This window comes from Streptomyces sp. CNX435, from assembly GCF_059570575.1.
The window spans coordinates 63,923-87,607 of record NZ_JCANTA010000007.1; the positions used below are offsets into that span (position 1 = coordinate 63,923).

Annotated in this window: 23 protein-coding genes, 2 tRNA genes and 1 pseudogene; 10 read left to right on the top strand and 16 right to left on the bottom strand. The window is 70.4% G+C overall.

Features of this window, described 5'->3' with window-relative positions; translation table 11 throughout:
• Positions 1-78: 78 nt before the first annotated feature.
• The 10 genes from rpoB to T328_RS14635 form a co-directional block, all read right to left on the bottom strand.
• The gene (gene rpoB / locus T328_RS14590; protein ID WP_496496451.1) at positions 79-3,564 is read right to left on the bottom strand and encodes a DNA-directed RNA polymerase subunit beta; all 3,486 of its coding nucleotides are present in this window, start codon (positions 3,562-3,564) and stop codon (positions 79-81) included.
• A 610-nt stretch (positions 3,565-4,174) separates the two neighbouring features.
• The gene (gene rplL / locus T328_RS14595; protein WP_496496452.1) at positions 4,175-4,558 is read right to left on the bottom strand and encodes a 50S ribosomal protein L7/L12; all 384 of its coding nucleotides are present in this window, start codon (positions 4,556-4,558) and stop codon (positions 4,175-4,177) included.
• Between the two features lie 98 nt (positions 4,559-4,656).
• A complete protein-coding gene (gene rplJ / locus T328_RS14600; RefSeq protein ID WP_496496453.1) occupies positions 4,657-5,211 on the bottom strand; it encodes a 50S ribosomal protein L10 in 555 nt (184 codons plus the stop codon).
• Between the two features lie 313 nt (positions 5,212-5,524).
• The gene (locus T328_RS14605; RefSeq protein ID WP_496496454.1) at positions 5,525-6,436 is read right to left on the bottom strand and encodes an SCO4651 family lipoprotein; all 912 of its coding nucleotides are present in this window, start codon (positions 6,434-6,436) and stop codon (positions 5,525-5,527) included.
• Positions 6,437-6,580: 144 nt separating this feature from the next.
• A complete protein-coding gene (locus T328_RS14610) occupies positions 6,581-7,480 on the bottom strand; it encodes an SCO4651 family lipoprotein (RefSeq protein ID WP_496496455.1) in 900 nt (299 codons plus the stop codon).
• A 190-nt stretch (positions 7,481-7,670) separates the two neighbouring features.
• Positions 7,671-8,387: a 50S ribosomal protein L1 gene (gene rplA / locus T328_RS14615; RefSeq protein ID WP_496496456.1), complete on the bottom strand. Its 717-nt coding sequence runs from the start codon at positions 8,385-8,387 to the stop codon at positions 7,671-7,673.
• Positions 8,388-8,484: 97 nt separating this feature from the next.
• A complete protein-coding gene (gene rplK, locus T328_RS14620) occupies positions 8,485-8,919 on the bottom strand; it encodes a 50S ribosomal protein L11 (protein WP_018834878.1) in 435 nt (144 codons plus the stop codon).
• A 183-nt stretch (positions 8,920-9,102) separates the two neighbouring features.
• Positions 9,103-10,062, bottom strand: coding sequence for a transcription termination/antitermination protein NusG (nusG, locus tag T328_RS14625; protein ID WP_496496457.1), 960 nt, complete (start codon positions 10,060-10,062; stop codon positions 9,103-9,105).
• Between the two features lie 87 nt (positions 10,063-10,149).
• Positions 10,150-10,422, bottom strand: a complete 273-nt coding sequence (secE, locus tag T328_RS14630) for a preprotein translocase subunit SecE (protein WP_027771083.1) — start codon at positions 10,420-10,422, stop codon at positions 10,150-10,152.
• A 104-nt stretch (positions 10,423-10,526) separates the two neighbouring features.
• Positions 10,527-10,599: transfer RNA gene (locus tag T328_RS14635), tRNA-Trp, on the bottom strand.
• 190 nt (positions 10,600-10,789) lie between these two features.
• Here T328_RS14635 and T328_RS14640 point away from each other — a divergent pair.
• Positions 10,790-12,025 (top strand): pyridoxal phosphate-dependent aminotransferase, encoded by a 1,236-nt coding sequence (locus T328_RS14640; protein ID WP_496496458.1) that lies wholly within the window; start codon positions 10,790-10,792, stop codon positions 12,023-12,025.
• A 131-nt stretch (positions 12,026-12,156) separates the two neighbouring features.
• A pseudogene (locus tag T328_RS14645) lies at positions 12,157-13,188 on the top strand (adenosine deaminase); the annotation flags it as partial.
• 47 nt (positions 13,189-13,235) lie between these two features.
• On the opposite strand, the gene T328_RS14650 reads toward T328_RS14645, so the two are convergent.
• A complete protein-coding gene (locus T328_RS14650) occupies positions 13,236-13,943 on the bottom strand; it encodes a TetR/AcrR family transcriptional regulator (RefSeq protein ID WP_496496459.1) in 708 nt (235 codons plus the stop codon).
• Positions 13,944-13,994: 51 nt separating this feature from the next.
• Between T328_RS14650 and T328_RS14655 the strand changes: the two genes are divergently transcribed.
• Complete coding sequence (locus T328_RS14655) at positions 13,995-14,765, top strand: NAD(P)-dependent oxidoreductase (protein WP_496496460.1); 771 nt, start codon at positions 13,995-13,997, stop codon at positions 14,763-14,765.
• Between the two features lie 97 nt (positions 14,766-14,862).
• Here the strand turns inward: T328_RS14655 and T328_RS14660 are convergent, their stop codons facing one another.
• Together T328_RS14660 and T328_RS14665 are read right to left on the bottom strand one after the other, a co-directional pair.
• Positions 14,863-15,918 carry a UDP-N-acetylmuramate dehydrogenase gene (locus T328_RS14660; protein ID WP_496496461.1) on the bottom strand — a complete coding sequence of 352 codons (1,056 nt, stop codon included), beginning with the start codon at positions 15,916-15,918 and terminating at the stop codon, positions 14,863-14,865.
• Between the two features lie 281 nt (positions 15,919-16,199).
• The gene (locus T328_RS14665; protein ID WP_496496650.1) at positions 16,200-16,802 is read right to left on the bottom strand and encodes a DedA family protein; all 603 of its coding nucleotides are present in this window, start codon (positions 16,800-16,802) and stop codon (positions 16,200-16,202) included.
• Positions 16,803-17,022: 220 nt separating this feature from the next.
• Between T328_RS14665 and T328_RS14670 the strand changes: the two genes are divergently transcribed.
• Both T328_RS14670 and T328_RS14675 read left to right on the top strand, forming a co-directional pair.
• Positions 17,023-18,210, top strand: a complete 1,188-nt coding sequence (locus tag T328_RS14670) for a sensor histidine kinase (RefSeq protein WP_496496462.1) — start codon at positions 17,023-17,025, stop codon at positions 18,208-18,210.
• On the top strand, positions 18,210-18,845 hold the full coding sequence (locus T328_RS14675; RefSeq protein WP_496496651.1) for a response regulator: 636 nt from the start codon (positions 18,210-18,212) through the stop codon (positions 18,843-18,845). The genes T328_RS14670 and T328_RS14675 overlap by 1 nt, the downstream gene beginning before the upstream one ends.
• A gap of 132 nt (positions 18,846-18,977) precedes the next feature.
• Here the strand turns inward: T328_RS14675 and T328_RS14680 are convergent, their stop codons facing one another.
• On the bottom strand, positions 18,978-19,352 hold the full coding sequence (locus T328_RS14680) for an ArsR/SmtB family transcription factor (protein WP_496496463.1): 375 nt from the start codon (positions 19,350-19,352) through the stop codon (positions 18,978-18,980).
• Positions 19,353-19,545: 193 nt separating this feature from the next.
• Entirely contained in the window at positions 19,546-20,034 is a 489-nt protein-coding gene (locus tag T328_RS14685; protein ID WP_496496464.1) for a YajQ family cyclic di-GMP-binding protein, read from the bottom strand.
• A gap of 184 nt (positions 20,035-20,218) precedes the next feature.
• Between T328_RS14685 and T328_RS14690 the strand changes: the two genes are divergently transcribed.
• Positions 20,219-20,300, top strand: a tRNA-Tyr gene (locus T328_RS14690).
• Between the two features lie 134 nt (positions 20,301-20,434).
• Here the strand turns inward: T328_RS14690 and T328_RS14695 are convergent.
• Positions 20,435-20,674 (bottom strand): hypothetical protein, encoded by a 240-nt coding sequence (locus tag T328_RS14695; RefSeq protein WP_496496465.1) that lies wholly within the window; start codon positions 20,672-20,674, stop codon positions 20,435-20,437.
• Between the two features lie 637 nt (positions 20,675-21,311).
• Between T328_RS14695 and T328_RS14700 the strand changes: the two genes are divergently transcribed.
• The 4 genes from T328_RS14700 to T328_RS14715 all read left to right on the top strand — a co-directional run bounded on the left by T328_RS14700 (position 21,312) and on the right by T328_RS14715 (position 23,296).
• Positions 21,312-21,833 (top strand): DUF6879 family protein, encoded by a 522-nt coding sequence (locus T328_RS14700; protein ID WP_496496466.1) that lies wholly within the window; start codon positions 21,312-21,314, stop codon positions 21,831-21,833.
• Entirely contained in the window at positions 21,817-22,674 is an 858-nt protein-coding gene (locus T328_RS14705) for a helix-turn-helix domain-containing protein (protein WP_496496467.1), read from the top strand. The genes T328_RS14700 and T328_RS14705 overlap by 17 nt, the downstream gene beginning before the upstream one ends.
• Positions 22,675-22,904: 230 nt before the next feature.
• Positions 22,905-23,030 carry a hypothetical protein gene (locus tag T328_RS14710; protein ID WP_496496468.1) on the top strand — a complete coding sequence of 42 codons (126 nt, stop codon included), beginning with the start codon at positions 22,905-22,907 and terminating at the stop codon, positions 23,028-23,030.
• Positions 23,027-23,296: a hypothetical protein gene (locus T328_RS14715; RefSeq protein WP_496496469.1), complete on the top strand. Its 270-nt coding sequence runs from the start codon at positions 23,027-23,029 to the stop codon at positions 23,294-23,296. The genes T328_RS14710 and T328_RS14715 overlap by 4 nt, the downstream gene beginning before the upstream one ends.
• Positions 23,297-23,685: the final 389 nt, after the last annotated feature.

Genomic DNA, 23,685 nt, shown 5'->3' on the forward strand with positions numbered 1-23,685 from the left:
CTCAGGGTCGTGTGTCAATGGGTCTGATCGGGGTCGCGGGGGAGGCGGCGGCTTCGAAGGAAGTCGCCGCCGGACCCGTCAGACCTCTTCGACGCTGCTCGGCTCGCGCCGGGACAGGTCGATGCCAAGCTCTTCGGCGGCACGGAAGACGTCCTCGTCCGTGTCGCGCATTTCGATGGACATGCCGTCGGAGGAGAGCACCTCCACGTTCAGGCACAGGGACTGCATCTCCTTGATGAGCACCTTGAAGGACTCGGGGATGCCCGGCTCGGGGATGTTCTCGCCCTTGACGATGGCCTCGTAGACCTTCACGCGCCCGGTGACGTCGTCCGACTTGATGGTGAGCAGCTCCTGCAGCGCGTACGCGGCGCCGTACGCCTCCAGGGCCCACACCTCCATCTCGCCGAACCGCTGGCCGCCGAACTGCGCCTTACCGCCCAGCGGCTGCTGGGTGATCATCGAGTACGGGCCGGTGGACCGGGCGTGGAGCTTGTCGTCCACGAGGTGGTGCAGCTTGAGGATGTACATGTAGCCGACGGAGATCGGCTCCGGGAACGGCTCGCCGGAGCGCCCGTCGAACAGCTGCGCCTTGCCGGACGGCTGCACCATGCGGTCGCCGTCGCGGTTGGGCAGGGTGTTCTGGATCAGGCCGGCCAGCTCGTCCTCGCGGGCGCCGTCGAAGACGGGCGTCGCGACGTTCGTGCCGGAGGCTACCTGGTCGGCGCCGATGCCCTGCAGGCGCTCGGCCCACTCCTCCTTGATGCCGGAGACGTCCCAGCCCTGGGCGGCGAGCCAGCCCAGGTGGATCTCCAGCACCTGACCCGGGTTCATCCGGGAGGGCACGCCGAGCGGGTTGAGGATGATGTCGACCGGGTGGCCGTCCTCCATGAACGGCATGTCCTCGATCGGCAGGATCTTGGCGATGACGCCCTTGTTGCCGTGCCGGCCGGCGAGCTTGTCGCCGTCGGTGATCTTGCGCTTCTGGGCCACGTAGACGCGGACGAGCTGGTTGACGCCGGGCGGCAGCTCGTCGCCCTCCTCGCGGTCGAAGACGCGGACGCCGATGACGCGGCCGGTCTCGCCGTGCGGCACCTTCAGCGACGTGTCGCGGACCTCGCGGGCCTTCTCGCCGAAGATCGCGCGCAGCAGCCGCTCCTCCGGGGTCAGCTCGGTCTCGCCCTTGGGCGTGACCTTGCCGACCAGGATGTCGCCGGCGACGACCTCGGCGCCGATGCGGATGATGCCGCGCTCGTCGAGGTCGGCGAGGACCTCCTCGGAGACGTTCGGGATGTCCCGGGTGATCTCCTCGGGGCCCAGCTTGGTGTCGCGGGCGTCGACCTCGTGCTCCTCGATGTGGATCGAGGACAGGACGTCGTCCTGCACGAGGCGCTGGCTGAGGATGATGGCGTCCTCGTAGTTGTGGCCCTCCCACGGCATGAACGCCACCAGGAGGTTCTTGCCGAGCGCCATCTCGCCCTCGTCGGTCGAGGGGCCGTCGGCGAGCACCTGGCCCTCGATGACGCGCGAGCCCTCGTCCACGAGCACCTTCTGGTTGAAGGAGGTGCCCTGGTTGGAGCGGTGGAACTTGTTGACGCGGTACGTGGTGTAGGTGCCGTCGTCGTTGGCGACGGTGACGTAGTCCGCGGAGACCTCCTGGACCACGCCGTCCTTCTCGGCCTTGATGACGTCACCGGCGTCGACCGCGCAGCGGTACTCCATGCCGGTGCCGACGAGCGGCGCCTCGGCCCGGATCAGCGGCACGGCCTGGCGCATCATGTTCGAGCCCATGAGGGCGCGGTTGGCGTCGTCGTGCTCCAGGAAGGGGATCATCGCGGTCGCGACCGACACCATCTGGCGCGGCGAGACGTCCATGTAGTCGACGTCGTCGCCGGGGATGTAGTCGACCTCGCCGCCGCGGCGGCGGACCAGGACCCGGTTCTCGGCGAAGTGCAGGTCGTTCGTCAGCGGCGCGTTGGCCTGCGCGATGACGAAGCGGTCCTCCTCGTCGGCCGTCAGGTAGTCCACCTCGTCGGTGACGACGCCATCGACGACCTTGCGGTACGGGGTCTCGATGAAGCCGAACGCGTTGACCCGGCCGTACGAGGCGAGCGAGCCGATCAGGCCGATGTTCGGGCCTTCCGGCGTCTCGATCGGACACATGCGGCCGTAGTGCGACGGGTGCACGTCGCGGACCTCGAAGCCGGCCCGCTCACGGGACAGACCACCGGGGCCGAGCGCGTTGAGCCGGCGCTTGTGGGTCAGGCCCGACAGCGGGTTCGTCTGGTCCATGAACTGCGACAGCTGGCTGGTGCCGAAGAACTCCTTGATGGAGGCGACGACCGGCCGGATGTTGATCAGGGTCTGCGGCGTGATCGCCTCGACGTCCTGGGTCGTCATGCGCTCGCGCACGACGCGCTCCATGCGGGCGAGGCCCGTACGCACCTGGTTCTGGATCAGCTCGCCGACGTTGCGGATGCGGCGGTTGCCGAAGTGGTCGATGTCGTCGGTCTCGACGACCACGGACTGGCCGTTGTCCCCGACGGTCTCGACCTCGCCGGCGTGCAGCTTCACCAGGTACTTGATCGAGGCGATGATGTCCTCGACCGTCAGCGTGCCCGCGTCGAGCGGCGCGGCGGCGCCCAGCTTCTTGTTGATCTTGTAGCGGCCGACCTTGGCGAGGTCGTAGCGCTTGGGGTTGAAGTACAGGTTCTCCAGCAGCGTCTGCGCGGCCTCCTTGGTCGGCGGCTCGCCCGGGCGCAGCTTGCGGTAGATGTCGAGCAGCGCGTCGTCCTGCCCCTGGGTGTGGTCCTTCTCCAGGGTGGCGCGCATGGACTCGTACTCGCCGAACTCCTCCAGGATCTGCTCGTTCGTCCAGCCGAGCGCCTTGAGCAGCACGGTGACCGACTGCTTGCGCTTGCGGTCGATGCGGACACCGACCATGTCGCGCTTGTCGATCTCCATCTCCAGCCAGGCGCCCCGGGAGGGAATCACCTTGACGGAGAAGATGTCCTTGTCGGAGGTCTTGTCGATGGAGGAGTCGAAGTAGACGCCCGGCGAGCGGACCAGCTGCGAGACCACGACACGCTCGGTGCCGTTGATCACGAAGGTGCCCTTGTCGGTCATGAGCGGGAAGTCGCCCATGAAGACCGTCTGGGACTTGATCTCGCCGGTCTCGTTGTTGGTGAACTCGGCGGTGACGAAGAGCGGCGCGGCGTACGTGAAGTCGCGCTCCTTGCACTCGTCGATGGAGTTCTTCGGGGGCTCGAAGCGGTGGTCGCGGAAGGTCAGCGACATCGACCCGGAGAAGTCCTCGATCGGGGAGATCTCCTCGAAGATCTCCTCGAGGCCGGACTTGGTGGGGACGTCCTGTCCGTGGTCCAGGGCATCCTCGACACGAGCCTTCCAGGCGTCGTTGCCGAGCAGCCAGTCAAAGCTCTCGGTCTGGAGCGCAAGAAGGTTCGGAACCTCGAGGGGCTCCTTGATCTTCGCGAAAGAGATGCGCAGCGGGGCGGTGCTGGCGCCGTTGTTCGTACTAGCGGTCGAGGCGGTGCGCGAGGCGGCCAAGAGGGGTCCTTCCGAGGGCTCGGACTCACTACGCGCGTACCGGTCCCAAAACCCACACGGGAGAGGAGACGCCCAGGTCAAAGCGTGTCTCTCAAGATCGTACGAGCTCTGGACAGACCCCTGGTGACGGGCAGGGGGCAGTTAACAGGCAGCGCAAAGGGTCAGTGTAGCGACTCGCCACACTGATGTCCAGCGGAGGCTGGAGACCAGCAAATCTTCGATCTCTCCCTGCCTGGGGAGCGCCCGCCTCGCGTGGGGCCTCCCCTGAAGTTATGCCGAGTACCGGATGCCTTCGCGCTTGAAGCCATTCCCACTCCGTCATCGATCCATGCCTCGGAGTACGGACCGATGTGACGACCTGAGAATCGCGCGCCGCTGGCCGTTCGTCAAGGCCCCCCTGCCCCAGGGAGATCATGTCGGCGCGCCCCTGCCGGTGAAGATCACCATACCCGCAGGTGCGCGCGGGGCAAGCGCTCCGGCCGGGGGCCCGGCAACACAGCGAGGGCGACCACCCGGATGGGTGATCGCCCTCGTCGGCGACACGGAGGCCCGGCAGGGCCCCCAGGCCCGGCGGGCGGGGCTCACAACGCCCCGACCGGCCGGGACGGGGTCACTTGACCTCGACGGAGGCGCCGGCGCCCTCGAGGGACTCCTTGGCCTTCTCCGCGGCCTCCTTGTTGACCTTCTCCAGAACCGCCTTCGGCGTGCCGTCGACCAGCTCCTTGGCCTCCTTCAGGCCGAGCGAGGTCAGCTCGCGCACGACCTTGATGACCTGGATCTTCTTCTCGCCGGCGCCGTTGAGGACGACGTCGAACTCGTCCTTCTCCTCGGCGGCCTCCGGGGCGGCGGGGCCACCCGGAGCGGCGACGACGGCGGCCGGCGCGGCGGCCTCGACGTCGAACTTCTCCTCGAACTTCTTGACGAACTCGGAGAGCTCGATGAGGGTCATCTCTTCGAACTGCGCGAGCAGGTCGTCCTGGCTGAGCTTCGCCATGGTGGCGGTCCTTCCACTAAGTCGGCTGGTGCCGGTTGTGCTGTTGCATCAGTGCGGCGGGCGTTCACGGTGCCCCCCAAGCCGCGGGAGCGCTCTCGCTACTCCGCGGCGTCGGCGGGAGCCGGTGTACCGGCACCGCCCTGCTCGACCTTGTCGCGCAGCGCGTCCGCGGTGCGGACGAACTTCGACAGCGGGGCCTGGAAGGTCGCCGCGGCCTTCGCCATGGACGCCTTCATGCCACCGGCCAGCTTGGCGAGCAGCACCTCGCGGGACTCGAGGTCCGCGAGCTTGTTGATCTCCGCGGCGGTCAGGGCCTTGCCGTCGAGGACACCGCCCTTGATGACGAGCGCGGGGTTGTTCTTGGCGAAGTCACGCAGCCCCTTGGCCGCCTCGACCGGGTCACCGGTCACGAAGGCCACCGCGGTCGAGCCCTGGAGGTGCTCGTCCAGCTGGTCGAGCCCGGCCTCCTTCGCCGCGATCTTGGTCAGCGTGTTCTTCACCACTCGGTACTGCGCGTTCTCTCCAAGAGAACGGCGCAGGTCCTTCAGCTGCGCCACGCTCAGTCCGGTGTACGCGGTCACGACGGCCGCGTGGGAGCTACGGAGCTTGTCCGTGATCTCCTTGACGGCCTCGACCTTGTCCGGCGTCGCCATGAGCCTCAGCCTCCTTCCGGGTGATGTGACCGCCCTTCGGCTGCACGAGGCCCTCGCACACGACGAACGCCCCGGCGCAGGCGCACGGGGCGTGACTCGACCGCACGGACCCGGGGCCCGGCGGGAGGATCTGCCTCATTCACCTGCGCGGGCCGTCCGCGGCGTACGCGGAGCCTTCGGCCACCGCACCCCCTTGCGGGCGCACGGCGACGGCCAGCGGTCTTTGGCTACGAGGAGGAAGCGTACGGCAGCGGCCGTCCCACGGGCAAATCGCCCCCGGGACGGCCGGCCGTACGCGACGCGCCGTCCAGCGCTACATGGTGCCCCCGTTGAGTTCCGGGTTCTGCGTCACGTCGCTCATGTCCGCCGTCTCGGACGGCGGCGGGGCCTGCACCGTGACGGGCTCGTTGTAGCTCAGGAAGGTCATGGTGGTGTCCATGGGTCCCTCCTTCGTCTCGGCCCGCGTGCGGAACTGCTTGGTGTGGTCCTCACCGTCGATCCACATGTCCATGGTGAGCTCGTCGACGCCGAGCTCCGCCATCTCGTCGATCTTCTCCCGGCGGTCCTTCTTCGTCTCCGCGTCCTCGTCCTTCAGCTCCGCGCGGAGGTCGTCGAGGGTGACCGTGCCGGTGTAGCGGGTGGTCCCGACCCCCTCGATCTCCTCCTCGCCGACCTCCTTCAGGTCCTCGGCCGCGGTCATCATCTGGGCGTCGTCGGTCGGGTTCTCCTTCGCCAGCTCCTGATCCAGCTCCAGCAGCGCGTCCTCGCCGCCGGCCTCCGCGTCGGGCATGCCGATCTTGATCCAGGTCTTGCCGCCCATCTCGGCGGCGGCCTCTTCGCCGGGCTTCATGTACGCGGCGTCGTCGACGAGACGTATCTCCATCTCGCCGCTCTCCGCGGCGGTCGCCCCCTCCATCGTCATCTTCATCTCCATGGCGGGCGGGTCCGTGCTCATGGACCCGGTGCCCGCCATGACGCCTTCGCCGGGGACCTTGCTGTCCATCCGGTACGTCAGGGAGGTGAGCTTCTCCGCGTTGTCCGTGGCCTTGCGGACGGCGGCGGCGGGCGTGACATCCACCGCCTGGCCGGCGTTCCCGCCCTTCTTGCCGTCCGCCCTGCCGTCCGCCGTGCCGTCTCCCCCGTCGTCGGAGCAGGCCGTGAAGGCGGTCAGGGCGAGGGCTGCCGCGCCGAGCGCGGCACCGCCCCGTACGAACGTCGAGCGCATCGTCATCCTTTCCGTCCGGGCACACGTGTCCCGGCGAGTGGAAGGAACACGCTAGCGCCCCCGGCGAGGTGCGGTGCCGCCCGGGCAGAGGGGCCCGACCGTCCCGTGAACCTCGCCGGAGGCGCCAGGCGTCTCCGCCACCTGCTACTGGATCTCGGTGAAGTCGATGCTCTCCGCCGACGAGGGCTCCTCGACCTCGACCTCGGTGCCGTAGTCCGAGTAGTAGACGGTGGAGCTGAACTCGCCGCCCGTCATCTTCCCGGCCTCCTCACGCTTGATCATCAGGTCGTTCTCGTCCACCCAGATGTCGACGGTCTGCGTGGTGACGCCGGACGCCTCAAGCTGGTCCTCCAGGTCCGACAGCTGCTCCTCGCTGAGCGTCTTGGACGACGCGCGGGCCAGGTCGGCGACGTCCACGGTGCCGGAGTAGTGCGTGGTCTGGACGCCGCGCACCTCCTCCTGGCCGACCTCCTCGACGTCCTCCGAGGCCAGCAGCAGCGTCACGGCCTGCCCCGGGGTGCTGTTCTGCATCTGGTCCTTCATGTAGTCCCCGGACGGGCCCATGACCTCGGCCATGTCGTCGTAGTCGTAGCGGATCCACTTCTTGTCCGGGTACTGGGTCTGGAACGCGCCCTCGACGCCGGCGTAGTACGCGTCCGGCAGGTAGCGGGCATCCAGGGTGCCGTCGTCGTCCATCATCTGGATCGAGGAAGCCATCTGGCCGTCGGTGTACTTGACGGTGGCGGTGCCGATCGCGCCGTCGGACCAGTCGAGTTCGCCCTCGTTCTCGGTGGTCATCGCCTCGCCCATGACCATGGTGCTCTCGAACTTCGACGACGCCGCGCCCGTGGTCTTGTCGTTGATCGCCTGCAGCGCGGCCTGTGCGCCCCGTACGGTGCCGCTGCCGCCACCGCTGCCGCCGTCGCTGCCCCCGTTGCCGGAACCGCCGTCACCGCCGCCGGAGTCGGATCCGCAGGCCGCCGCGAATGCGAGCAGCACCGCCGCCCCCAGCGAGACACCTGCGCGCTTCACGGTCGTGTGCATGAGAATCGCCGCCCCCTCGTGGTCAGTTCGTTCGCCGGGCAGATGTTCTGCCCGTACGGCCAGTGAACACGAGAAACGGGCCGGACCCGGTTCCCTTTGGGCGTTCCGGATCCGACCCGTTGCCTGGCCGTGACAGTCGATGCGTGTTCGTCGAACGGGTGTTGCCCCGTACGGGCCCCGCCGGACCGCCTCAGACCGCGGAGTCCTCCGTCAGGAGGTTGCGCACCCGCGCCGGGTCCACCGGGATACCGGGGCCCATCGTCGTGGTGATCGTGGCCTTCTTGATGTAACGGCCCTTGGCGGCCGACGGCTTGAGCCGCAGCACCTCTTCCAGCGCCGCGCTGTAGTTCTCCACCAGCTTCTGCTCGTCGAACGAGGTCTTGCCGATGATGAAGTGCAGGTTGGAGTGCTTGTCGGTGCGGAACTCGATCTTGCCGCCCTTGATCTCGGTGACGGCCTTCGCCACGTCGGGCGTGACCGTGCCGGTCTTCGGGTTCGGCATCAGACCGCGGGGGCCGAGGACCCGGCCGAGGCGGCCGACCTTGCCCATGAGGTCCGGGGTGGCGACGACCGCGTCGAAGTCGAGGCGGCCCTTCTGCACCTCCTCGATCAGCTCGTCGGCGCCGACGATGTCGGCGCCCGCGGCCTCCGCGGCCGCTGCACGGTCACCGGTCGCGAAGACCAGGACCCGGGCGGTCTTGCCGGTGCCGTGCGGGAGGTTCACGGTGCCGCGGACCATCTGGTCGGCCTTGCGCGGGTCGATGCCCAGGCGCATGGCGACCTCGACGGTGCCGTCGAACTTCGTCGTGGACGTCTCCCTGGCGAGGCGGATGGCCTCCAGGGGTGCGTACTGCCGCGTGCGGTCGACCTTGGCGTCGCCGCCGCGGAGTGCCTTGCTGCGCTTCACTGCTGCTCCTGATGTGTCGGTACGGAGTCGTGGTCCGGGCCGGCGCAGGGCCCTGCCACAGGTGCTACGGAGTGCTGCGGACGGTGCCGCGGACCGCTCAGCCCTCGACCGTGACGCCCATGGAGCGGGCGGTGCCGGCGATGATCTTCTCGGCGGCGTCCAGGTCGTTGGCATTGAGGTCGGCCATCTTGGTGGTGGCGATCTCGCGGACCTGGTCGCGGGTGATCTTCGCGACCTTGGTCTTGTGCGGCTCGCCGGAGCCCTTCTCCACGCCCGCGGCCTTGAGGATCATCTTCGCGGCCGGCGGGGTCTTGGTGATGAAGGTGAACGAGCGGTCCTCGTAGACCGTGATCTCCACCGGGATCACCCAGCCGCGCTGCGACTCGGTGGCGGCGTTGTAGGCCTTGCAGAACTCCATGATGTTCACGCCGTGCTGGCCCAGCGCGGGGCCGACCGGCGGGGCCGGGTTCGCGGCACCGGCCTGGATCTGGAGCTTGATCAGCCCCGTGACCTTCTTCTTCTTGGGAGGCATGTCTCTCCGGGTCCTTGGATGAGAGGTTTGCGCCTCGGTCCGGCATCGCCTTCGCGATCATCCGGATGGAGGCAGACCGCACCACGATAGCCGTATCGGGTACGAGTCCTGAAACCGAGCAGGTCAGAGCGGCTGCGAAGCCCTCTGACCTGGTCGGAAGCGTACGGGGTGGGCGGGGCGCCCTCAGTCGTTCTTCTGGATCTGGTCGAAGCTCAGCTCGACCGGGGTCTCCCGGCCGAAGATCTCCACCAGGCCCTTGACCTTCTTCGAGTCGGCGTTGATCTCGTTGATGGTCGCCTGCAGCGTCGCGAACGGGCCGTCGGTGACGGTGACCGAGTCGCCGACGGCGAAGTCGAGCACCTGCACCTCGACCTTGCGGGACGGCACCGGCTTGCCCTCGGCCTCCGCGGCCTCGCGGGCGGCCCTCTCCTCGGCCTCCGGGGCGAGCATGCGGACGATCTCTTCGAGCGTCAGCGGGTACGGGTCGTAGGCGTTGCCGACGAAGCCGGTGACGCCCGGGGTGTTGCGCACGACGCCCCACGACTCGTTGGTCAGGTCCATCCGCACCAGGACGTAGCCCGGGAGCTTGTTCTGCCGGACGTTCCTGCGCTCGCCGTTCTTGATCTGGACGACCTCTTCCTCGGGCACCTCGGCCTGGTAGATGAAGTCCTCGACGTTCAGGGAGACCGCGCGCTGTTCGAGGTTGGCCTTGACCCGCTTCTCGTAGCCCGCGTAGGTGTGGATCACGTACCACTCGCCGGGCAGGCCGCGCAGCTCCGAGCGGAGCGCCTCGACGGGGTCGACGGCCTCGCCGCCCTCCGCCTCGTCGTCGGGCTTCTCGTCGCCGGCCGCCTCGTCCTCGGCGACCGCTTCCTCGGCTGCCTCGTCTTCGGCCGCCTCGTCCGCGACCGCCTCGTCTTCGGCCGCCTCGTCCGCGACCGCCTCCTGCGCGCCGTCCGCCGCGCTCTCGGCGTCCTCGTCGACCTCGGCGCTCTCGACGTCCTCCGCGCCTTCGATTTCGGCCTCCGCCGCCGCCCCGGCCTCCTCCACCTGCTCGGCAGGGGCACTCTCGGCAGGCTCTGCCTGCGCAGCGCCGGCAACCTCGTCGGTCGCGACTGCGTCGTTCAGGTTCGGGTCAGACACGGTAGCTGCTTCTTCCTGGCTCAAAAGGGGATGTGCACATGCAGTCGCCTACCTTACGTACTTTACGGGGCGGCGTACGCGAATCGGTCAGCCGAAGACGTACTGCATGAGTTCGGTGAACCCGAAGTCGATCACCGTCACGATGCCGATCATGACCACCACGAAGATGATCACCACGGTCGTGTACGTCGTCAGCTGGTTCCGCGTCGGCCAGACGACCTTTCGCAGCTCCGCGACGATCTGGCGGTAGAAGAGCGCCAGGCGGGCGAACGGTCCCTTCCGGCCGCGCTTGCCGCCGCGGCGAGCGGGTCGCGCGTCGCCTTCGGGGCGGTCAGGCGTCGCGGTGGAGGCTTCCGTCACTCGTCCTCACCTGGATCCCGGGTCGTTGACCTGCCGCGCCCGGTGGAGCCGCACGGCGGGGCTGCTGTGAACTGCCTACGCATCTCCTGAGGAGATGCGCGTAGCAGGGCCGGAGGGACTTGAACCCCCAACCGCTGGTTTTGGAGACCAGTGCTCTACCAATTGAGCTACGACCCTTTGTGTCATCCCAACCTAACGCATTCCTGCAGGGGCTTCACGAGCGCGTGCAAGATCTGCACCGGGGCTGGCACGGTGCATGAGTGTACGGGTTTCACGCCCCGCCGTCGAACGAGTACGCCGTGCGCCCCGCGTAAGAGCCGGGTAACCCATGTGCCGCGGCCCCCGCCCGTCTGGAACGATGGGCGCCATGACCGCTGCAAACTCCGCACCCCAGTCCCCGACCGAACACCGGGTGTCGGCCCGCGTCGGCGCTATCTCGGAGTCCGCGACGCTCGCCGTGGACGCCAAGGCCAAGGCCCTCAAGGCCGCCGGCCGCCCGGTGATCGGCTTCGGCGCCGGCGAGCCCGACTTCCCGACGCCCGACTACATCGTCGAGGCCGCGATCGCAGCGTGCACCAACCCGACGTACCACCGCTACACGCCCGCCGGCGGGCTGCCCGAGCTGAAGGCCGCGCTCGCCGCCAAGACCGCGCGCGACTCCGGCTACGAGGTGGAGCCGGCCCAGGTGCTGGTCACCAACGGCGGCAAGCAGGCGATCTACGAGTCGTTCGCCGCCCTGCTCGACCCGGGCGACGAGGTCATCGTCCCGACGCCGTACTGGACCACCTACCCCGAGTCGATCCGGCTGGCCGGCGGCGTGCCCGTCGACGTCGTCGCCGACGAGACCACCGGCTACCGGGTGTCCGTCGAGCAGCTGGAGGCCGCGCGCACCCCGCGCACGAAGGTGCTGCTCTTCGTCTCCCCGTCCAACCCGACCGGCGCGGTCTACTCCCGCGAGCAGGTCGAGGCGATCGGCCGCTGGGCCGCCGAGCACGGGCTCTGGGTGCTGACGGACGAGATCTACGAGCACCTGGTCTACGGCACCGCCGAGTTCCACTCGCTGCCGGTGGTCGTGCCGGAGCTGCGCGACAAGTGCGTCGTGGTCAACGGGGTGGCCAAGACGTACGCGATGACCGGCTGGCGGGTCGGCTGGGTCATCGGGCCGAAGGACGTCGTCAAGGCCGCGACGAACCTGCAGTCGCACGCCACGTCCAACGTCTCCAACGTCGCGCAGGCCGCCGCGCTGGCGGCCGTCTCCGGCGACCTGGACGCGGTGGCGAAGATGCGTGAGGCGTTCGACCGGCGGCGGAAGACGATCGTGCGGATGCTGAACGAGATCGAGGGCGTGGAGTGCCCCGAGCCGGAGGGCGCGTTCTACGTGTACCCGTCGGTGAAGGGGCTTCTCGGTAAGGAGATCCGCGGCCGGCGGCCGGCGAACTCGGTGGAGCTGGCCGAGGTGATCCTGGAGGAGGCCGAGGTGGCCGTGGTGCCGGGTGAGGCGTTCGGGACGCCGGGGTATCTGCGGCTGTCGTACGCGCTGGGGGACGAGGACCTGGTCGAGGGCATCTCGCGGCTGCAGAAGCTGCTGGCGGAGGCGTCGTAGCGGCGGCACCTCAATCGAGTGACGTCACTCGATTGCGATAGGGCTTGGGCTTGCCCGGACAGCCGTCCGGGCAAGCCCCCTTTCGTTGGTGCCGGTGTCGCCCGTCCCCGGGGATACGGCAAGATCTGCCCATGGAGCACGAGCACCGCCCCACCCCGCGAGACGTCCGCCGCCTGCCCAAGGCCCACCTGCACCTGCACTTCACCGGCTCCATGCGCTCCGCCACCCTGATCGAGCTGGCCGCCAAGTACGGCGTCCACCTGCCCGAGGCACTGAGCGGCGGCGAGCCGCCGAAGCTGCGCGCGACCGACGAGCGCGGCTGGTTCCGCTTCCAGCGGCTGTACGACCTCGCCCGCTCCTGCCTGCGCTCCCCCGAGGACATCCAGCGGCTGGTGCGCGAGGCGGCCGAGGAGGACCTCGCGGACGGCTCCCGGTGGCTGGAGATCCAGGTCGACCCGACGTCGTACGCGCCGCGCCTCGGCGGGCTGATCCCGGCGCTGGAGATCATCCTCGACGCGGTCGAGACCACCTCCCGGGACACCGGCCTCGGGATGCGCGTGCTGGTCGCCGCGAACCGCATGAAGCACCCGCTCGACGCCCGTACCCTCGCCCGCCTCGCCGTGCGCTACGCCGGCCGCGGCGTCGTCGGCTTCGGGCTGTCCAACGACGAGCGCCGCGGCTTCGCCCGCGACTTCGACCGCGCCTTCGCCATCGCCCGCGACGGCGGCCTGCTGGCCGCCCCGCATGGCGGCGAGCTGGCCGGTCCGGCGAGCGTCCGCGACTGCATGGACGACCTGGACGCGCGCCGCATCGGCCACGGCATCCGCGCCGCCGAGGACCCGCGGCTGCTGTCACGGCTGGCGGCGGCGGGCGTGACCTGCGAGGTGTGCCCGTCCTCGAACGTCGCGCTGGGGGTGTACGAGCGGCCGGAGGACGTGCCGCTGCGGGCACTGTGGGACGCGGGGGTGCCGATGGCGCTGGGCGCGGACGACCCGCTGCTGTTCGGGTCGCGGCTGGCGGCGCAGTACGAGCTGGCGCGTACGTACCACGGGTTCACGGACGAGGAGCTGGCGGAGCTGGCGCGGCAGTCGGTACGGGCGTCGGTGGCGCCGGACGACGTGCGGCGGGGGCTGCTGGCGGACGTGGACGGCTGGCTGGCGGCCGAGCCGGGGGACGGCGGCCGGGACCGCGGCGCCGGGGACGAGGGGCGTCAGGCGGCGGACGGCGGGTCCGCGGCGGGCGGGGGCTCTGCGGCGGGCGGGGGCCCTGCGGAGGACGGGGAGACCGTGGGCGGCGGGGCTGCGGCGGGCGGCAGGCAGACCGCGGCCCAGACCGTACGGGACACCGCCGCGGCGAAGTCATCCGCCGGCTGAACCGCCGCCGGCCCGCCGAAGGCCACGAAGAACGCCCGCTGGAAGCACGCGCCGAGCAGCAGCACCGCCGCGGCGCGGGTGTCCGCGTCGGCCCGGATACGGCCGCGCTCCCGCTCCCGTGCCAGGTACTCCGCGAGCGCGTCCCCCGCCTCGTACGGCCCCTTGCGCCCGACCGCGGCGAGTCCCTCGGCGAACCGCGTGAGCAGCCCGGGCTCGACCAGCAGCGCGCCCACCATGGGCAGCATCTCCTCGTAGAAGTCCGCGGCCTTCCGGGCGACGGCCCGCAGGCACTCCTCGACGCCGCGCTCGCCCGGGTCGTCGGCCAGCTCGGTGAGCAGCACGCCGAGGCGCGGCAGCCGCTCGAAGAGGACGCGGAGGAAGATCTCCTCCTTGTTGACGAAGTGCTTGTAGAGCAGCGCTTCCGAGCAACCCGCCTCGCGTGCGATCTCCTTAGTAGTCGCATGCACGAATCCGGCGGTGCGCACGAGACGCTCGGCGGCGTCCACGATGCGCTCCGGGGCCGGCCTTGACGGCGAGGTGGGCATTCACTCACCCTAACAGTGGGTGGGTGATTACCCACCCACGGGGAGGGGACGATGAAGCTCACGGTCTTCGGCGCGTCCGGTGGCACCGGCCGGGAGGTGGTCCGGCAGGCGCTGGCCGCCGGGCACGAGGTCACGGCGGTGGTGCGCAAGGGCGCGCGGCTGCCGGGTGCACGGCCGGCGGACGGGCGGAGCGGGACTGCCGGGGTTGCCGGGCCGGGCACCGGCGCCGCGGAGGGCGAGAAGGGCCGTAGGAGGGAAAACGACCAGGACCGGGCCGGCGTGGCCGGCGGCGGGCACGGGCGGCTGGCGGTGACGACCGTCGAGGACGTGACGGACCCCACCGCCCTCGGCCCCGTCGTCCGGGGCCGTGACGCGCTGCTGTTCTGCCCCGGCCTGCAGAGCACCGCCCGGCCCCCGGGCCGCCTCGGCGCGGCGGCGCACGCGCTGGTACGGGCCGCGCGGGCGGCGGGCGTACGACGGCTGCTCGTCGTCAGCACAGCGCCGGTCGGGCCGCTGCCGCCGGACGAGGGGGTGCTGGGGCGGGCGGTGTCGCCGGTGCTGCGGACGGTGTTCAAGGACGTGTACGCGGAGGCCGCCGCCATGGAGTCGGAGCTGGCGCACAGCGGGCTGGACTGGACGGTGCTGCGGCCGGGCAAGCTGACGAACCGGCGCGGCAAGGGGCGCTACCGCCGCCGCGTCGGCGGCAACGTGCCGGGCACCGGCACGCTGGCCCGCGCGGACCTGGCCCGCGCGGTGCTCGACCTGGTCGACGACCCGGCGGTGCGGGGGCAGACGGTGGGGCTGGGGTCGGCGCGGGGGTGAGGGTGGGCCGCGGTGCGGGTGGGCCGCCGGGCGGGGATGCAGGCGTGCCGCGGTGCGACTCGTACCGTAGGAGCCCAGGCGGGCGCGGGGCCCGTCGCTAGAGGCGCACGCCGACCGTCACCGGCTCGTTGACCAGCGTGACGCCGAAGGCGTCCCGCACCCCGTCGCGCACCTCGCGGGCGAGCGCGAGCAGGTCCTCCGTGGTCGCCGAGCCGCGGTTCGTGAGGGCCAGGGTGTGCTTGGTGGAGATGCGGGCCGGGCCCGTGCCGTAGCCGCGGGTGAAGCCGGCGCGGTCGATGAGCCACGCCGCCGACGTCTTCGTCAGCCCCTCCCCCGCCGGGAACGCCGGGGCGAGCACGTCGGGCCCGAGGCGGTCGGCGACGCGGGCGCGGAAGGCGGCGTAGGCCGGCTCGTCGAGGACCGGGTTGGTGAAGAAGGAGCCCGCCGACCACGTGTCGTGGTCCTCCGGGTCGAGCACCATGCCCTTGCCGGCGCGCAGCTTCAGCACGACGTCGCGCGCCCGGGCGGCCGGCACCCGCTCGCCGACCGCGACGCCGAGCATGCGCGCCGTCTCCGCGTACCGGATGGGCGCGGACAGCCCGCCCTCGTCGGCGAGGCGGAAGCGGACGCGCAGGACGACGAAGCGGCCGGGGTCGGCCTTGAAGCGGCTGTGGCGGTACGAGAAGCCGCAGTCGGCGCCGGGGACGGTGACGGTCTCGCCGGTGGTGCGGTCGTACGCGACGACCTCGGTGATCGTCTCCGCGACCTCCTGGCCGTACGCGCCGACGTTCTGGATGGGCGTCGCCCCGGCCGAGCCGGGGATGCCGGCGAGGCACTCGACGCCGGCGAGGCCGGCGTCGACGGTGCGGGCGACGGCATCGGACCAGTCTTCGCCGGCGGCCAGTTCCAGGGTGGTGCCGTCGAGGGCGAAGCCGGTGGTGGCGAGGCGCAGGGCGGTGCCGGGGAAGCCGGCGTCGGAGACGACGAGGTTGCTGCCGCCGCCGACGATGAGCAGCGGCGTCCCGGCGGCGTCGGCCGCGCGCACGGCGTCGACGACCTCGGCGTCGGTGGTGGCGGTGACGAGGCGGGCGGCGGGGCCGCCGAGGCGGAAGGTGGTCAGCGGGGCGAGCGGGGCGTCGTGGCGTACCTGCACGAGGCCAAGGTTACGGGCCGGGGGTGACAGGAGGCGCAGGCGGTGCCGGGACCCCGAGGGCGGCGGGGAGCAGTTCGCGTTCTTCGTAGGAGAAGTGTGCGTCGAGGCGGGCGGCGACGGCCGAGCGGCTGGACGTGGCCCCGACGACCGTGAGGCTCATGGCCGCCGGGCTGAGCCGCACGGACGTGCTGGAGCGGCGCGCGGACCCGGCGGCCCGGCGGCGGAAGCTGGTCAGCGGCGCGGCGTCACGGCGACGCGGCAACGGGGCGGCCGGCGACGGCCTACGCGCCCCGCCGCGGCGCCCGGTGCCGCCCGCGGCCGGCGGCGACGGCCCGTACGCCCAGGAACACCACCACCGCCAGCGCCACGACGCCCAGCACCACCTTGGAGTACACACCGACGAGGTCACTGATCTCGTGCCAGCGCGAACCCAGCCAGTACCCCGCGAGCACGAACACCGTGTTCCACAGCGCGCTGCCCGCGGCCGTGAGCCCCAGGAAGACCGGCACCGGCATCCGTTCGACGCCCGCGGGCACGGAGATGAGGCTGCGGAAGATCGGGATCATGCGGCCGAAGAACACCGCCTTCGTGCCGTGCCGGGCGAACCACGCCTCCGTACGCTCGATGTCGCGCACCTTCAGCAGCGGCAGCCGCGCCGCCAGTGCGACCGTCCGTTCGCGGCCGAGGAGCGCGCCGACCCAGTACAGCGCGAGGGCGCCGACGACGGAGCCGAGGGTGGTCCAGACGAGCACCGCCGCGAGGTTCAGCCCGCCCTGGTTCGCCGTGAAGCCCGCGAGTGGGAGGATGACCTCGCTGGGCAGCGGCGGGAACAGGTTCTCCAGGGCGATGGCCAACCCGGCTCCGGGCGCTCCGAGATCCTCCATGAGCCCGGCGGCCCACCCGGCGACGCCGCCGCTGGGCGCCTCTCCGGCAGCGATTCCGATCATGGCGTTGACGTTACGGGGCGCGTCCGGCAGCCGGAATCCGGGGTACCGCCCAACCCCGTACGGGAACCCGCACCTTGGGAGAGGGCACCACCCCACCCGCACCCTGCGGAAAGCCGCAATGCGCCGCTCCCCCGCCCGCGGTTAGCGTGACCGCATCATGCGTCCGATCCTGCTCCGCCGCCTGCGTACCGCGGCCGGGGTCCTCACCGGCGGCCTGACGGCCCTGGTCGAGCTGCCGTTCGTCGCGCTGAGCGGGCTGTGGCTCCTCGCCACCTGGCCCTGGCCCCGGCAGCCGCGGCCGGCCCGGCAGGCCCGGCAGGCCGCCGCCGGTGGCGCCCCGCGCGCGACCCGCCTCCCGTACGCGGCCGCCGCCCGCATCGCCGCCGCCGAGCGCACGCGCATGACGTACTTCTACGGAAGCGAACTCGCCCCGCCCCGCGCCACCCCGCGCGCGCTGCAATACCTCGCCCTCCGCTGGGGCGTCGGCGCGCTCGGCGGCGCCGTGCTCCTGACCGGGCTCGTCGGCGGGGCGTACGGCTCGACGCTGCTGTGGATCTGGTTCGTCGCGGAGGACGCCAGCCCGGTCGTGATCATCTCCTCCGCCCTCGCCGGCCTCTTCCTCCTCTTCCTGTCGATCCAGGGCGTGGACGGGGTCGCCGCCCTCGACAACCACCTGGCCCACCGCTTCCTCGGCCCCAGCCCCGCCGACCTGCTGCAGCGCCGCATCGGCGAACTCGCCGCCACCCGCGCCGGCATCGTCGCCGCCGTCCACGACGAGCGCCGCCGCATCGAACGCGACCTCCACGACGGCGTACAGCAGCGCCTCGTCGTCCTCGGCATGCTCCTCGGCCGCGCCCGCCGCACCGCGGCGGCCGACCCGGCGAAGTCGCAGGAACTGCTCCGCCAGGCCCACGAGCAGGCGCAGCTGACGCTCACGGACCTGCGCGAGGTCGCCTGGCACGTCTACCCGGCGGCGCTGGACGACGCGGGGCTGCGCGCGGCGCTGGAGGCGCTGGCGGAGCGCGCGGAGCTGCCCGTACGCATCGAGTACGCCCTCGCCGAGCCGCTGCCTGAAGCGGTCCGTACCGTCGCGTACTTCACGGTCTCCGAGGCCGTCACGAACGCGATCAAGCACTCGTCCGCCACGCTGGTGACCGTACGGCTGACGCGGGATGCGACGATGGCGCGCGTGAGCATCGAGGACGACGGTACGGGCGGCGCGAACCCGTCGGGCGGCGGCCTGCTGGGCCTCGCCCGCCGCGTCGCCGCCCTCGACGGCCGGCTCACCGTCTCCAGCCCGCCGGGCGGGCCCACCACCGTCACCGCGGAGCTGCCGTGCGCGTAGTGCTGGCCGACGACTCGACGCTGCTGCGCGAGGGCCTGGCCCGCCTCCTCGCCGACGAGGGCCACACCGTCACCGCCGCCGTGGGCGACGCTCCGGCCCTCGTCGCCGCGGTCGCCGCCGGCCCCCCGGACGTCGCGGTCGTCGACGTGCGCATGCCGCCCGGCCACTCCGACGACGGGCTGCGGGCGGCGCTGGAGATCCGCGAACGGTGGCCGGAGACGGGGGTCTTGGTGCTGTCGCAGTACGTGGAGCGGCGCTACGCGGCGGAGTTGGTCACGGGCAGCACGGGCGGCGTGGGATATCTACTGAAGGACCGCGTCGTCCAGGTCGACGAGTTCCTCGACGCGCTGGACCGCGTGGCCGCGGGCGGCACGGCGCTGGACCCCGAGGTCGTACGCCGCCTCCTGGCCCACAGCACCCGCACGGACCCGCTGGACCGCCTGACCCCGCGCGAACGCGAGGTCCTGGACCGCATGGCCCAGGGCCACACCAACGCGGCCATCGCCACCCGCCTGCACGTCTCGCAGAGCGCGGTGGAGAAGCACGTGAACGCCATCTTCGACAAGCTCGAACTGGGCCACGCGGAGGGCTACAGCCGCAGGGTCCTGGCGATCCTGCGCTACCTGGATCCGTAGGGACGTAGGGGCCGCGAACCGGCTAAGGGACGCGATAAGGCCCTCAATGCGGGTGCGGAAGCCGTCGCGGATGGGGCGTACGGCATCGACGCCCTGGCCGGCGGGGTTGACGTTGTCGGCGGCGAGCGGGAATCAGGAGCCGTAGTGCCGAAGCGTCTGCCCCAAGGCGGCGAGGACCGACGGCTCGACGCGGTAGAAGACCCAGGTGCCGCGGCGCTCGGAGGTGAGCAGGCCGGCGTCCTTGAGCTTCTTCAGGTGGTGGCTCACGGTGGGCTGCGAGACGCCGACGTCGGAGATGTCGCACACGCACGCCTCACCGCCCTCATGCGAGGCGACCAGGGAGAACAACCGCAGCCGCACCGGATCGGACAGCGCCTTGAACATGGCGGCGGTCCTCACCGCCTCCTCGGCGGTCAGGGGCCGCTCGGTCAGCGGCGGACAGCAGGGGGCCACCGATTCGGGGGCGCCGGGCTCCAGCACCGGCAGTGCGGTCTTGGTGTTCGACATACGTCTATGTTCACACAGGTCGAATCAGGTGGGCCCAACCACGGCCGGCACTCGGCCCAAGAGGCAGTGGGTGCCGGAGGCACGCGGCGATGCACGACCTCCGGCACACCGGGAGAGCGTGAAGATGTTCAGCAGTGACTCGGCCACGAGAGACCGTCGATCACGCTCGACGTCTGCCGGTCAGCGGGTACACCTAGCGGTAGTTGACGAACTGGACCGCGAAGCTGAGGTCCTTGCCCTTGATGAGGGAGATGACGTCCTGCAGGGAGTCCCGGCTCTTGGAGGTCACCCGCAGCTCGTCCCCCTGCACCTGCGCCTTGACGCCCTTGGGCCCCTCGTCGCGGATGATCTTCGCGAGCTTCTTGGCGTCGTCCTGGGAGATGCCCTCCTTGACGGTGGAGTACAGCTTGTACTCCTTCCCGGACGCCTGCGGCTCCCCCGACTCCAGAGCCTTCAGCGAGATCCCCCGCTTGACCAGCTTGGACTGGAAGATGTCCAGCACGGCCTTGGCCCGCTCCTCGGCGTTGGCCCGGATCTCGATCCGCTCCCCAGACCACCCGATGGCGGCCCCGACGCCCTTGAAGTCGTAGCGCTGCGAGATCTCCTTGGCAGCCTGGTTGAGAGCGTTGTCGACCTCCTGCCGATCGACCTTCGAGACGATGTCGAAACTGGAGTCGGCCATCTTCGGTGCGCTCCTCGTGCACTGGTTCCCTGATACCGCACCCCGGTCCCGGGGCCGTGGACCAGCCTAGTCACCCCACCCGACCCACGAGCCCCACAACCGAGTGGCGGACCACCCCCGGCCATCGGGTATGGTTTACGACGTTGCCGGACAGCCCCAGCGGCCGGACCAGGCGACATCCCTTGGCGGTGTGCCCGAGTGGCCAAAGGGAGCAGACTGTAAATCTGCCGGCTCAGCCTTCCCAGGTTCGAATCCTGGCGCCGCCACACCTGGAGAAACCCCCTCCGAACTGCGAAAACGCAGCATGGAGGGGGTTTTTTGTTGCCCGAACAGGCTTACTCGAACGAAGATCGAAAAGAGCCGTTTGTCTCACCTTGTTTCAGGCGATGCCGAGTCTGGATCAGCGCGTGTCCCCCAGGTGTCCCCCAGGGGGCCGGGGCTGCACGGCGAACGTCGCCGGGACCGACGGCGCGGGGGTGGTCGGGGTGAGGGTGTAGCCGGTGACCACGCGGCCGTCGGGCAGCACCACGCTCGTCACCACCGGGACGATGCCCGGCTGGATGGGCACGGGCGGCGCCGCCGCGGGGGCGGCGGGGCCCGGGGCTGGTGGATGGTCACGGGCGGTGTTCCGCCGGGCCATGACCGGAGTAGTCGGAGTGCATCCGGAACCGCGGGGAAGGGTTCCAACTTGTGCGACTGGTGCACCTACCCCATCGCCGCTCCGGAGCGCTCTTTCAGCGCCGGATCTGAGATCTGGCATGCGTCGCCGGAACCGGGGCTCGCCGTACAGACGGGCAGGGCGGGCGGGGCGGTCCGTGTCCGGTCGCAGGTGACGCGCCGTCGACCGGACGGGGGGCCGCCCCGCCGATGGCCAACGCCGGCCGGGGGCAGGACCAGTGGGCAGAATGGCGGCGGATGAGTACGGTGTGGGCGCGCACGCCTTCGCCGCGTTGCGAGACGTGAGCTGCTACAAGATCCTTAGTCCAACACGAGACTTGGACTTGCCGTCGCTGGACGCCGTGCGTAGCGTCCAAGTCGCGTACTGGAATAGCCGACGCGAGGGGGCACCATGGCGGAAATCAAATTACAGATGACCGCGGGCGGCCCTTGTCGCAGCAGCGATGAACCGGATGACTGCGGTAACGGGGACTGCCCCACCGTGTACCGGACCGACCGACCCGGCACCATTGCTGTGCAGGGGTACACCGTGGATCGAGAGACGCCAGACGGCGAATCGATCGTGACCGTTCCTGAAGAGGTTCTCAAGGAGGCCGCACGTGCCCTCGGGTGGTGATCCCATCTATCTAGATGGTGAGGAGTGGCAAGCGTACTTCCGCACCTTCAAGAAATCCGCGTTTCGCATGGAGGTTCACCAGACCTACACCATGCCTGGCGAACAAGACTCGCTTGCCGCATTCCTGCGCGGCGAGCCCATTCCGGAGAATTTCAGTGAGGATTGGCACGAGCTGATTCGGTCGCATCGCGCCGCCGGCCGAACGATGACGCGGGCGCACCTCGTACGCGAACCACTCACGCCATACTCACAGTACCTCTTCGAGTGGTGCATCCCCGGAAACGTTGCGGCTGGCGAGAACTACCAGATGTTCAGAGAGTCTGCGGGTGTCCCGCTCCAAGACTTCTGGCTGTTCGACGAAACCACGGTCGTTCACTTGAATTACAGGGAGGACGGCACTCAGATCAACCGTGAGTTGATTCAAGACCCTGACCTTCCCGCGTATTTGGCGTGGCGTGACGCGGCCTTGATGGAAGCTGTACCGTTCAGTGCGTACCGAACCTGAGCGCCAGGACGAGCAGCGAAACACGTTGGCTGAGGCCCTGCGGGAACTCCGCAGGGCTTCCGGTCTGTCTGGGCAACGTGTCGCCGACCGCTGCCACATGAGCCAAGCAAAGATTTCCCGGATCGAGCGGGGCCGGGTCCTGCCGTCCGTAATCGATGTAGAACGCATTCTGCAAGCGCTCGACGTGCCGGAGGACGCGGCGCGAGACCTGATAGCGCTGGCACGCAGCACCAACGTGGACTACACCGCATGGCGGTCGTACGCCCGAGTGGGGCTGTACGAGAAGCAAGCGGAACTTGCCGCCATGGAACGCAACGCGCGCTTGCTGCGCTACTTCCTGCCCGCTATTCCGACCGGATTACTCCACACGGAGGCGTACGCGCGTGCGTCGCTCTCCCCTCCGGTGGGATCCGAGCCTGGGAAGGACGTGGAAAGGATCGTTCAGGCGCGTTTGCGGCGGCAAGAAGCGCTGGCAGACGAGTCCCGCACTTTTATGTTCCTGATGACGGAACAGGCTGTCAGGTGGAGGCTTGCGGACGCTGAAACCATGTCGGGTCAGGCACGCCACATGGCGGAACTCGCGAGCCGGCCGAACATCGGAATTGGCATCGTCCCGTGCAGTGTCACCGTTCCCGCAATCCCGTTGAATGTGTTCGTTACTTATGACGACCGACTGGCCACTATCGAGATGTTCTCTGGCGAAGTCGTGTTGCGCGACCCGAGGGACGTTCGGCATCATCTCGACCTGTTCGACTTCTTCCACTCGCGCGCGCTGCACGGGGCGGATGCGGTCGCCTTCCTTCGGGATGCGTCCGCAGAGTTTATGCAAGTACGCGAGTAATCGTGGCCGCGCCCACCTGTAAGCGGAATCATGACGCCCATGGTGATGAAGGCGAATTACGGCCCGTTGGGGTCGGCCCGACAGTTGGCCGAAGCATTCCATCCCGTGACCGTGGACGCGGCAGGCGGTGGTGCGTCGTGAGAACGGCCGATGGGAAGGTTCAGGAGGCAGAGGCGGCGCGGGCTGAACTCTCGGCCGCGCTGCGGAAGGCGGGGGTTTCGTTCCCTGCCATGGACGTGAAGCCGCAGGGGGTGAAGGGCGGCAAGCCGTCTTACGGCATGGTCGAGTTGGGCACGGTGTCGCCGCCGGTGGCGCGGTGCCTGGCGCGGCTGATTGCGCGGGGGGCGGAGACGTGAGCGCGCGCCTGTCGGAGATGCGGTTGCTGCCGTGGACGACGCCGGAGGGGCGTCCGTGCTACGTGACCGGCGGGTCGGGGTGGCTGTCGGAGTACGCCGACGCCATCGAACGCCAGCAACTCATCTGGGGGCACGACCTGTTGGAGCGCTCAGCGCAGGTGCTCAAGGGCGGGGCGTCGGAGACCGAGTTGCGGTTCCTGGTGGAGCGGCTGAGCGAGGCACTGCGCGACGCGCTAAGGGTCGCGGAGTGCCGCGGGAACGGGTAGCCGAAGCGGACGACGACGACGGGCCGGGCTGGACACCCCCGGCTGAGGCGTTCGGATGAGCGGCACTCCCCGGTCCGACGCGGCTGTGTAGAGGCCCCCTGCGGCGTGCGGCGACGACCGCCCGCCGCAGGGAACGTGGCGGCGCCTCGTCCGGGGGCGCCGCCATCTCACGCCTGCACGTCCGGCGGCTGGTCCCGTTCCCCGTCTGGGGCCGGGCCACCGGGCGCGCGGGTCGGTGGCGTGTCGGGCGCTGCCGAACGCGGCCCGGCCCCCTTGGCTCCCACCCGGGGGCCGGGCCGCGTACAACCGGCTCACCTGTGGGGCAGGAGTGGGGCAGGCGACGCCCCACCCCGGAAACTGCCGGCTCAGACCGGCTTGCCGGGGTGGAC

What these genes read in the sequence shown, in the direction of transcription:
- T328_RS14695 (WP_496496465.1), bottom strand. Translation starts at nt 20,674, where the DNA reads ATGGCCCGGCGGAACACCGCCCGTGACCATCCACCAGCCCCGGGCCCC.
- rplL (WP_496496452.1), bottom strand. Translation starts at nt 4,558, where the DNA reads ATGGCGAAGCTCAGCCAGGACGACCTGCTCGCGCAGTTCGAAGAGATG.
- T328_RS14605 (WP_496496454.1), bottom strand. Translation starts at nt 6,436, where the DNA reads ATGCGCTCGACGTTCGTACGGGGCGGTGCCGCGCTCGGCGCGGCAGCC.
- T328_RS14640 (WP_496496458.1), top strand. Translation starts at nt 10,790, where the DNA reads ATGACCGCTGCAAACTCCGCACCCCAGTCCCCGACCGAACACCGGGTG.
- T328_RS14665 (WP_496496650.1), bottom strand. Translation starts at nt 16,802, where the DNA reads ATGGAGGATCTCGGAGCGCCCGGAGCCGGGTTGGCCATCGCCCTGGAG.
- T328_RS14680 (WP_496496463.1), bottom strand. Translation starts at nt 19,352, where the DNA reads ATGTCGAACACCAAGACCGCACTGCCGGTGCTGGAGCCCGGCGCCCCC.
- rplK (WP_018834878.1), bottom strand. Translation starts at nt 8,919, where the DNA reads ATGCCTCCCAAGAAGAAGAAGGTCACGGGGCTGATCAAGCTCCAGATC.
- T328_RS14685 (WP_496496464.1), bottom strand. Translation starts at nt 20,034, where the DNA reads ATGGCCGACTCCAGTTTCGACATCGTCTCGAAGGTCGATCGGCAGGAG.
- T328_RS14710 (WP_496496468.1), top strand. Translation starts at nt 22,905, where the DNA reads ATGGACGTGAAGCCGCAGGGGGTGAAGGGCGGCAAGCCGTCTTACGGC.
- T328_RS14610 (WP_496496455.1), bottom strand. Translation starts at nt 7,480, where the DNA reads ATGCACACGACCGTGAAGCGCGCAGGTGTCTCGCTGGGGGCGGCGGTG.
- rplJ (WP_496496453.1), bottom strand. Translation starts at nt 5,211, where the DNA reads ATGGCGACGCCGGACAAGGTCGAGGCCGTCAAGGAGATCACGGACAAG.
- T328_RS14670 (WP_496496462.1), top strand. Translation starts at nt 17,023, where the DNA reads ATGCGTCCGATCCTGCTCCGCCGCCTGCGTACCGCGGCCGGGGTCCTC.
- T328_RS14650 (WP_496496459.1), bottom strand. Translation starts at nt 13,943, where the DNA reads ATGCCCACCTCGCCGTCAAGGCCGGCCCCGGAGCGCATCGTGGACGCC.
- T328_RS14655 (WP_496496460.1), top strand. Translation starts at nt 13,995, where the DNA reads ATGAAGCTCACGGTCTTCGGCGCGTCCGGTGGCACCGGCCGGGAGGTG.